Below are 5,206 nucleotides of genomic sequence, written 5' to 3'. Positions count from 1 at the left end.
GTATTACGGAAACGATTAAAGGCGACTAAATCATCATTTTCTGTCTGGGAAACATAAAAAGCCAATCCCTCCTCTACAAAGTTATTACTATAGTTAGTTAATACAGATTCTTTTTCTTCCGCACCAACGTATAAATAAGCACCTTGAGTGTCAAGACTACGGAAACGATACATGGCAGTATCAAGGATAATTTCGGGTGCTTCTCCATCGGCAAAAAATCCCCGTTTGAAGACAATACTATTTTCGCTACCATCAATATCATAGTTACTACCATCTTGAAGATTTAATATCACTCCATCGTTTTTACCATCTCCATCATCATCAAAGAATTGAGCGCCCGAAAAAGGCTCATATTGTTGTGTTTCATTATTGAAGATATAGTAATTATTAAACTCTTTACTACCTTCAAAATAAAGTTGAACTTGAGCTTCACCATCCGTAGCAGTGACACGAAATTCTAATTCACCCCCCATGACGCTATTGGGTTGCTCTCCGATGATATGATTCCAATTACGAATTTGTCCATTAGTGGAATCGATATAGAGGTTAAATTCATCGCTCAATGGAGTATCACTTTCTTTTTCAAGAGTGACGAGTAAGCCTAAATCCCTTGTACCCGTATAAACATCATCTAAAATTAAAGGTACAGAAACGGTTTTAGTAGTTTCTCCCGGTTTAAAGACTGCCCTTCCTAAAACAGAATTATAGTCACTACCCGATTTTCCACGTCCATCTTGGGTGATATAATGCACTTGCACATATTTATCTAAATCTCCCGTGCGTTGGATGGTAAATTCTACTTCTCCATCGGCTTCGTTAGCTGTGGGATTAGAAACGGAGATGCGAGTGGGTGCGTTGGGATTACTAGCAGTAGCACTAAAGAAAGAACTTGCAAAACTTTGAGCTGTTTCGTTACCAGATTCATCAAAACTATAAGATGTCATGGTTTCTGCACTCACAGAAGCGACTTCAGCAGTAGAGTTAGATGTTGGGGTATTCGTTGAGGGTGCATTTTGAGTAACATTAATCAAATTAGGGATTTCCGTCAACGTCGCTGTAAGAGAATCATTGCTCAAAAGTTCCTGTTGTTCGTTTAAACGACTAGGATTACTAATGTTAGGATTGTTAGGAGTGCCTGAGTTAAGGGTAGAAAGTATTTCCCCACTAGAGTTTTTAATGTATAAACCACCATCGGCGCCTAGTTGTAAATAAGTGCCAAAGCCACTTGTGCCAGTGTCCCAGATTGCATATTGTTCTCCGAAACTGTTACTAATAAAACTATTGGGGTTAGTAATAATTTGATTAGCTTGTTGTAAGATGACATTGGTATTCTCACTTTCAAAAGGATTTACCGAACCTTGATATAAGGTATTCAGGATCGTACGATCATCATTGTTCACTATATATAAACCACCATCTTCTGCTAAACTCAGAACGATTCCCTCTGCATCTTTCGTATTGGTTTTTGTTGACCAAACTGCATATTCATCTGAGCCAGGTTCATTTAAGGATTGAGGTTCACTATAAAGAACAAAATTACCATCAGTCTGCATGAGAGCCTGTACAGCAGGAGTAGTATTAGGGGATTGCCAAATCACTTCTCCATTGGGATTGAGTAAGAATAAAACACCTATAGGTACATCAATATTGTAAGTGAAATTAGTATTCTCATCGCTTAACCCTAACATATAAGCACTAATTACACCAGTCTTGGTGGTAGGTTGTACCTGATTATAAAGAACAAAATTACCATCGGTTTGCATCAGAGCCTGAACTGCACCTTTTACTTGTACTCCATTCTTTTCGGCTGTCCAAAGTTGCTCCCCTGATGAGGATTGTAAAACAAGGCTACCTTCTTCTGTTAGTACCAGTTGAGATGTTTCTGTTACCTCATCACCCGGAATACGATTAAGTAATACCGTTGCCCCCGAAGTATTGGAAGTATATCGATCGAACTTCTGATTATACTGATAGACTGTACCATTAAGACTAAAATCAGAACTTAAATTAAGAGTATCATGGGCATCCATTACCACCGTGATAGTATTTGTCGGTGATAATTGAGTAACGGTTAAAGAATTAAGGGTAAGGGTATTCGCTCCATAATTTTCGGTGACAAAAATCTCAAAATTGCGTAAACGACTACCGGGGGAAAGGGTGGTTAAATCCCAATCTTGCCCGTTATAACCCTCGAATCTTAAAACATCTGTACCTGCACCACCGTCTAAACGGCGGAAATAAGTATCATTGACGGTGACGAAATCATCCCCTAATCCTGCGTAAACTACGTCAATACCGCCATTAGTATAAATTTGATCATCTCCTTCACCACCGATGAAACTTTCCCCTGTTGCCGTGCCAATCATAACATCATCACCGATCGTACCTGTTTGGTTTACAGTGTTATTAAAGTCACTACCAAAAATAACGTAGGTAAGGTTATCATTATTCCCCGGTGCACCGATGATAAAGTCTTCAAACCCATCTCCATTAACATCAGCACCTCCACTAATGGAAATTCCTGCTAAAGATGAGGGTAAACCTTCAATGGCAAATCCTTGAGCTGAGGACTTATTACCCGTATTATTTTCGTTATTGGTTAAGTTTTGTAAGTCAATAGGTTCATTACTATCCGTACCAAAAACAACAAACGCACCGCCCTTATTGTTGTTATAATTAGGCACACTTAACAATATGTCATCAAAACCATCACCATTGATGTCACCAATAAAGGTAATTTCATTACCTAGGCTACTATAAGGGGATTGAGTTGGATCGCTATTAGCGGTAGCATCAGAAAAATTGCCAGTAAGTCCATTGATGACGATCGAATTAGAAGCATTTTGGTTCGTATCACCTAAGATAACCGATGTTTGACCACTCCACACAAAAGGACTTAATCCCGGGAAATCACCATTACCAGTTATGTCTAACGGGGTAGTACCGTTATTGAGTAAGAGGGAATTTGTCCAAGAGGAAGAACTATTATTATATTTTGTTAGATAAACATTTCTGTTATCTGTAACTATTTCGTTGACATCATACCAAGTAGCATAAACGTTTCCATTGAGAGTGGATAAAGTAATACTATTTTCTTCCGCTTCAATTTGTTTATTGCCTTGAACATACATCATCTCATCGCCACTTGACCAACTCGCACTAGAATTATTAGTGTTATAAGTCGTCATCCACGCATTATTATTACCATCTCTCAAGGCAAGATATAGTGTACCATTGAGAGCCGTCATGGACAAAGGATCATTATCCCCCGCATTGCTACCCATAATACTAATCAGAGAGATGTTATTGAGTTGAGTGTAAGTAGAATTATTAGTATCCCAATAACCATAATAAAGATCATTATCATGTGTCCAAGCAATGTAAATATTAGAGTCGATGGCAGCACTGACGACATCATTACCATTGGTATTAGTGATGGCATTAGTTAAACTATCTTCTTCCGTACTCGAATCTACAGATTGCCAAGAGTTACTACTAGAATTATAGATGGAAATATAGGGATTATTAGAATTCCAACCAGCAACAATCATGTATAAGTTACCATTAGCTGTCACTAACTGAGGTTTTGCGTAATCATATTCAGTACCAAATTGATTTTCTCCATCTTGGCTAATATTTGAGCCTGACAGCCAAAAAACATAATCCTCTGAGTGGGCAAAAAACCAATTATTCTCATAACTAGCTAATCCCATTATTTCGTCAGACGTGCTATAGGTGTGAGTGGTTGTCTGAACATCTAAAGTGACAGATGTGTCGTTATTCCAATCAATGGCAAGATGGTTAAAGTAAGCGAAACTAATTTGACTATCGCTAGTTTCCACAACGATTAAACCCACTGGTTGAGCCGTGCTAAACATCATATCAGGGATACCGTCACCATTAAAATCTCCTGCTTGATTAACGACTTTTCCTGTATTTGTGCCATAGAAAGGTGCATCGGAAGGGTTTAAAAATCCTTGAGTGCTAACGGTTTTGTTTGAGTTGCCATAAGAAATTTCTAAGTTATTGAATCCATTGGCATAGCCAATACTGGTAGAAGTTTCTGCACTACTAGATTGATAACTAAAATCACTGTAACCGTCACCATTTATATCTCCTGTCGGTTTATAAACTCCTGAACCAACATCGACAGAAGATGATAAATTACCTTGGGCGTTACCAAAATAAATAAATGTCTCATAGTTAGTGGCAGTTAACATTACGTCATCATAACCATCACCGTTATAATCCCCTAGGGCAAACCCATTGGTAATACCAGTTTTTAGAACATTACTAAGTTCGATCGAACTGCCGAGGGTGGGTAAATTAGAAGAACCTAACTGTACATAGAAGTTATTATCATCATCAATTACCCCCAAATCTTGTAAACCATCGCCGTTAATATCACCTAACGCTAAAAACTGATTGATAGCTTGATTTGATACGGTAATAATTATATCATCGCTACCCACTGAGGCATCCACTAGATTAGTGGTACTATTGCCAAAAATCAACACCCCTGCTGAGTAACTACCACCAGAAAGCACATCAGCAAAACCATCACCATTGACATCCCCCAACATCACCACGTTATTACCATTACCCGTAAAACGTTTTAATTCTGGTGGATTATTAATAAAAGTATTAAAACTGGAGGTAATTTGATTAGCTTCTTGTAAAGTAGTGTTATTAGTAGTAGCACTAGCTGAACCTTCATTTAAGGTTGCCAGAATCGAACCGCTATTGCTGACAATATATAAACCACCATCGATCGCTAAACTGAGATAAGCTCCCCCAGTAGTATTAGTATTAGTAGCCCATACAGCAAATTCCGCCGAACCCGGTTGATTAACTGGTTGAGATTGGCTATAGAGAACAAAGTTACCATCAGTTTGCATCAGAGCTTGTACCGCAGGGGTAGTATTATCTGATAGCCAAATAACTTCTCCATTAGGATTCAGCAGGAATAAAACACCCACAGGGATATTAATATTGTATGTGGAATTTGTGTTAGAATTACTTAAACCTAAAGTATAGCCACTAATGCTATAAAGATCACCGTCAATAACAAAACCATTATCACCAGAAATATTAGCTAGTTTGATACTACCATCGTCCGCTAACCAAGGATGACCATAGATAGTATATAACTGTCCAGCGTTAGGCGCACTAATCATTAAATCGTCCACGCCATCCCCATTGACAT

At 38.3% G+C, this 5,206-nt stretch carries 1 protein-coding gene; it reads right to left on the bottom strand.

Going from position 1 to position 5,206, the window contains the following annotated elements; all coding sequences use genetic code 11:
• Positions 1–5,206, bottom strand: a 5,206-nt coding sequence (locus ACN4EE_RS21935) for a Calx-beta domain-containing protein (RefSeq protein ID WP_431708646.1), incomplete at both ends; no start/stop codon positions are given.

The organism is Geminocystis sp. CENA526, assembly GCF_050753365.1.
Lineage (GTDB): Bacteria > Cyanobacteriota > Cyanobacteriia > Cyanobacteriales > Cyanobacteriaceae > Geminocystis.
Note: the sequence above shows the minus strand (reverse complement) of the source record. Positions and strands in the feature narration are given on the sequence as shown.